Annotated in this window: 2 protein-coding genes; both read left to right on the forward strand. The window is 55.8% G+C overall.

Annotated elements, in window-relative coordinates; translation table 11 throughout:
- Nucleotides 1-463 (forward strand): hypothetical protein (locus tag GIW04_RS27225; protein ID WP_236479376.1); only part of this gene is annotated, 463 nt, incomplete at its 5' end.
- Between the two features lie 42 nt (nt 464-505).
- On the forward strand, nt 506-5,344 hold the full coding sequence (locus tag GIW04_RS27230) for an RHS repeat domain-containing protein (RefSeq protein ID WP_236479377.1): 4,839 nt from the start codon (nt 506-508) through the stop codon (nt 5,342-5,344).
- Nucleotides 5,345-5,572: the final 228 nt, after the last annotated feature.

Here is a 5,572-nt window from a genome sequence, read left to right on the forward strand (position 1 = left end):
GAATGCCTTCAGTGGAGAAGTTGCCAACAACGAAATTGATATTGATGTCTATTACTGGATGCCGCCGTCTGGTTTGCGGTTCATCGAAAACAAAGGGTTGGATAACCCGGTACCAGTCACGCTTGAAGGTATGTATTTTCAAACATCGTTTATTTATAACTTTAGTGGTGGTAATCGGAAAAAAGGTGGGATTGTTTGGAAAAAAGACGCGCTGGGGTTGCAGTTGCGAGTGGATGATGTTCAACGGCCTGCCGGGGATAATCCCTCTATTGAATTCAATCGTTACGCAACGATCATGCGGGCGATACGGTACTCCGGCTGGATTGACAGCCCTAATAGCGAGCGCATGAGTCCGTGGAGGTTACTGGATAACTTCGGTTGCGAGCATGTATTTCGGATTGCCCATGGCGACAACAGAAATTTGTTGAGATTAGTGGACGTTGGTTTTGAGGAACTGGATTGATACCGCTAAGGCGACTATTCGAAGGCAGAGGGCAATACCGCCATGAATATTTATTCCAATGCATTTAACTTCAGTACCCACCTCAATGGGGTAGTCGACCCGCGCACCGGGCAATACACCGCTCGTATCAACCTGGGCACCTTCTATCCACAAGGACCGTTGGAGATCAGCCGCAATATTGCGCTGTCCTTCTCGATGTTGAGTTCCGATCAATCGGGGAACTATGGCGCCGGATGGAGTCTGAGCAATACCGAGCTCGACTTGGCAACTTCATCACTCACGCTCATAACAGGTGAGCGTTATCAGATCCAGAGTCTACCGTCCGTCGGTGGCACGCTGGTGATTAAGGATTGCAAACTTAAAGACGTGGTGGTCAAGCGCATCGCCGAGTCGGAACTGCATGTCATCTACAAAGAGGGTACGGTCGAAATACTGGGACGTCCTATCAATCCCGGGCCTTTCAAAATTATGGCGATCGCATTTGAAAACGGAGAGCGTTGGAACTTTCGTTATCTTGATGGTGGGCCACTGAAACACATTCTTGACCAAAATGGGCAAGAGATGCTTGTGCTGACTTACATTGATGGTTTGCTCGTTATGGCTGATGCGCGGATTGAGGGGGGACGTTATGCGCGTACTCGAATAAATTATGGTAATGCCAACAATCAACTGGTGAGCGTCACGGTGCCGTATGACAGCACACAGGTTCCGCCAGGCACGGCGTCCTTCAATTTTATCTATCGCCAGCCGTTTCGCAATGGGCTGATTGCGATCACTGAAGTTGAATCACCCATGGGGGGTACCGAGCTAATCAGTTATGAAGAGAATGGTCACCCTTATGCAGCTGGTCAGTTCATCCCGCGCGTGGCAGGTTGGCGGCGGACGCCGGGTGCGGGTCAGCCTCCTATAGGTAGTGTCTACAGCTATAGTCCAACGCATAACTTCACGGGCTATTATTCTGGAAGCGTTTATCGACCTGGCGAGGACAATTTGTATCTGGTGGTCGGGGACTACGATTATTGGACCGACGAAACCTTGATCGACACCAGCAACAATGACGCCGTTCTCTGTGTTACGCGCACTACCTATAACAAATTTCATCTGTTGAGCGAGGAGCGGGTGACGCGCGAAGGTACGCGAGTCATTACGACATACGATTATAACGTTGAGCCCGGAAAACTGTTCCCAGACCAGCCAGCCAACCTGCAACTTCCTCGGCAGATCACCAATCGTTTCGAGCTGGTTGCAGACGGCAGCACGCGTGAAGAAGTACAAGTGGTGGAAACAGATGAGTACGGTAACGTTCTTAGCCGCACCGAGTCTTCCGGGGTTCGCATCGAGTACAGCTATTATCCGGTCGCAGGTGAAAGCGGCAAATGCCCAGCCGATCCCCATGGGTTGTTTCAGCGTTACTTGAAGCACGAGCGCCTGATCCCCGTAGGAGGCACTCCTACAGACCGACTTACCGAGTACACCCACACGCGTGTACCCAAAACCGGCACACATTACCTTGTCTTGCAGGCGTCCAGTAATCAGGCCGGAGTTTTCCACACGGAACAAACATACTTTGATGCCCCCGTGGAGTTGCTAGGCCGGGTGAAAAATACGTCCAACACGATTGATGGGCTGTCGTTGGTCAGCGAATTCAGTTATGCCATGGCGGGAGACAACGTCAGTGAAACCCGGCGTATGCAGGGCCGCGAAGGGCAATGGCTCGAATCCACACGCACACTCGCCCGAACCAATCGACGCCTGCTCTCGATGACAAGGGATGGTGGCAGCACGCTTGCTTTGACGTTCGATGCCAGTGGCCGTTTGACGGCGGAAACGGTTTCCCCCGGTAAACCCCAACAAGCCGCGCACCGCTATGCCTATCATTTTGCAACGCAAGCAAAGCGTGCCCATCTGATTTCCACCGACGCCCAGGATAATCAGGTCATCACCTACTTCGATGGCCTCGGACGGCAGGTGTCCGAAGCCCAAATATTGGGCGAGGAGCAGGAGCGCGTCTCCCGGACCTGGCGCTATGACGCACAGGGGCGAACCGTTGCAGTGGTCAATACCGACTACCTACCTGACGGGGTGCGTTCGCTGACAAGCACGTATGCCTACAACCCTTGGGGCAACGCCAGCCGCGTGACGCATACCGATGGCCGTGTGCTGATCGATGAGTACGATCCGTTGCTTAATCTCAAGATCGAGGGGGTAGAGGGCGCAGAGCGCTTGAAGACTTATTTCAATGAGCATAACCAGCCGATCCTGGTGGAGCGTCTCGATACGAGCGACAACAGTGTCAAAGTGGAGTCGCGCACATACGACGGACTGGGTCGATGCGTGTCGGTAGTGGACGTCAACAACAACCTGACCGAGTTCACCTATGATGCCTTCGACCGCCAAGTGACGGTCCATCAAAAGCCGGTCGATGGCACCCCACACCGTTTGCGCCAAATGGACTACGCTCCCGGCACCAGCTGTGCGTCAGTCACCGCACTGACGGTTGAAGGCAAACTGTTGGGCGCCCGTACTTATGACAGCCTGGGGCGCATCACCAGCCAGGCGCACGGCGCGAGGCGAGCCACGACTTGGGAGTACGAGGCAGGTTGGATGGAACCTGTCGCAATGGTCTCGCCTCGAGGCGCACGGCAACGCCTGACTTACGACAAGGAATTGGATGTGCCAACCCGGATAGAAATGACCGGGTTGCCGGAGAGTACCTATCAACATGATCCCGTTGGAGGGGCTGTCACGCGTTCGGAGACCAATGGGCTGATTCATGAGTTTTTCCAAGACGTGAATGGCCATCCCGATAAGGAAATTCAAACTGCAGCCGGCACGACAGTGACCACACTTTTTGGCTATTCTCCTGGCGGGCGTCTGCTGCATCAAACGGCTGCCGATGGTCAGCGTAGTGAGCTGGAGTACGACGCCCAGGGGCGGTTTTCCAGGATGATCACCGGCGCTATGGTGATTGAGCAAAGCTACGACAGCCTAAGTCGACCGCAGAACCTGACCACTGGTTATGACAGCACGCAGATAGTCACCAAAATGTCTTATGACGCTCTGGGAAGGGAGGCCGAGCGGCGTTTTGAGCAGAACGGTACGCTGCTTCAGGTAATGACCAGTACCTATCACGTCAATAATATGCTGGCGACCCGCTTCCTGCGCGACGCGAGTTCACGAGTGGTGATCGCAGAGACGTTCACCTACGATGCCTACCTGCGGCTCAAGACCTACCGCTGTGAAGGCCTCGAACGCCCTCAGGATCAAATGGGGCGCGGTATCGCCGGGCAGGACTTCAGCTTTGACAATCTCAATAACATTACCCGGGTTGTCACCTCCTTTGCTGACGGCACCCAAGACATCTGCGCCCGTTATTTCAGCGGTCTGGATCCCACTCAACTGACGCGCCTGACCCATACACTTCCGGCGCAGGATGTCACGCTGACATATGACGCATCGGGCAATCTGTTGATTGGCCCTTCCGGCCAGGTCTACACGTATAACGAATTTGAACTGCTGACCGGTGTACGGATCGCTGGTGTCCAATACAGCTACCAGTACGACGCAGAATCCCGCCAGGTACTCGCTTCACGCAATAGTGAGGTGCCGGTGATGCTGGCATATGCAGGCGAGCGTCTTGAAACCTTGGTTGAAGGTAATAAGAAAATCCGCTATTTCAGCAGTGAAGACCAAGTGGCGGCGCGCAGTGGTGGTGTGGACGGGCCGCAATTGCATGCCAACGATGCCTCTGGCAGCGTGCGTGGTATTTCTGCGCCGGGCCAGGCTCATGTGCGGCGGCACTACACACCTTATGGCGACGCCAAGCTTGCCCTGGATGATGGCAAAGCCCGCAGCCTGGCTGACCTGCAAATGCCAGCGTTCAATGCTCAGCGGCTGGACGCGGCGACGAACCTCTACGTGCTCGGCAACGGCATGCGCGTCTATGATCCTGCCCTGATGATGTTTCTGCAGCCTGATCCCCTGAGTCCATTTGATGAGGGCGGAATCAACAGCTACGCGTATTGTGCAGGTAACCCGATCAACCTGATCGACCCCAGCGGGCTATGGCCGAACTGGTTGAAATGGGCGCTGACCGGGGCGGCTTTGGTCGCCTCGATAGTGGCGTTGGGGTTTGCGGCTCCCGCAGTGGCAGCGGCGGCTACGGCGTACACGGCTGCGGCGTCTGCGGCGGCCGTGGCTGCAACCGCGACAACCGCAGCCACAGCCACAGCCACAGCGTCTGCGATGGCTCTGGCCTCCAAGGTAGCCTTAGCGACTGCCTCGACGTTGGGCGTCGTGGGTGGAACATTGAGCACCGCCGCATTGGGTATCGCCGAGGTCGACAAAAAAATGGGCTGGGACCGCTCACACCATATCCAAAATCTCGGGTGGGCGGCTTTAGGGTTCTCTATCGCATCATGGGTAGCCAGCGTCGCGGGGGCTTATACGTCAGCAAGCTTGGCCTTCAATGCCGCCGTGAAAGCCGGGGCAGCCAAGGATTTTGTCAAGTACGCCAGCTTTTTTGACACCCCGGTGGGCAGTGGCCTTGCCGCGGCCGGCAAACGCATGGTGGGCCTGACCTATAAGTTTACAGATAAATGGGGGGTCACCCCTTACAGCCAAGCGTTTGGTGTCACCCGTTTTGCCTTGAGAACTACCAATTTTGGTCGGGCGATCGAGGCCAGGATCAAGAGCGCGTCGCCTTCACCTGTTCCTGAGTCCGACCAATCCGGATCTACTGCGTCGGCTCAGCCTCAGCCTCAGCCTCAGCGGCCAGCGGCCGGCAGCCGGTTTGCCGACTTGCCCGCCAGTGGCGCTGATTACTATCAGGCATTCAGAGATGAGGCGACGCGTATCCGCCAGCCTATGCTGCGGGGCTGATACAGGCGTGGGTATGAACGCTTGAGCGCTAGATGCAAACGAATGTGGGAGGGGGCAAGTCGCCTAGCCCCTTCCACATGTTTTACTGCATTTGGGCGCTACGGCCGCTTGCGCTCCACCGCCCGCAACAAATGCGTCGGCGGCGTCTCACAACTGATCTTGCGCCCCAACAACGCCTCGATGGACGGCAACTGGTACGAGTCATCCTCGCCCGCAAAGCTGATCGAC

Origin of the sequence: Pseudomonas sp. PA-4-8C, assembly GCF_021606625.1 — a bacterium.
Classification (GTDB): domain Bacteria; phylum Pseudomonadota; class Gammaproteobacteria; order Pseudomonadales; family Pseudomonadaceae; genus Aquipseudomonas; species Aquipseudomonas lactis.

Coding starts and splice junctions, on each gene's coding strand:
- GIW04_RS27230 (WP_236479377.1), top strand. CDS start 506: ATGAATATTTATTCCAATGCATTTAACTTCAGTACCCACCTCAATGGG.